The 243-nt window shown below is 40.7% G+C and carries 1 protein-coding gene; it reads right to left on the reverse strand.

Annotation, left to right across the window (positions count from 1 at the left end):
* Positions 1–243: alpha-amylase family glycosyl hydrolase (locus RMT89_RS44990; RefSeq protein WP_315889526.1), on the reverse strand; the 243-nt coding region annotated here is incomplete at both ends.

The raw sequence follows: 243 nt of genomic DNA on the forward strand, positions 1-243 counted from the left end.
AGATGTTGCCAATGAAGTGGATCATCTAGGCGCCAAGCATCGATATCAAACTCTTCGATCCAGTAACGGGCAATATGCAGCAAGTACTCCTTCACTTCAGGATTTGCCGTATTTAATTTTGGCATATGAGGAGTGAAGGCAAAAACATCATAACTGATTTTATTCGCATGTTCAAAATCTTTCGTCTCGGTATAGGTGACTGGAAATTCATTGACATGGAACCAATCGGCATATTGGGAGTTT

Origin of the sequence: Streptomyces sp. P17, from assembly GCF_032436805.1 — a bacterium.
Classification (GTDB): domain Bacteria; phylum Actinomycetota; class Actinomycetes; order Streptomycetales; family Streptomycetaceae; genus Streptomyces.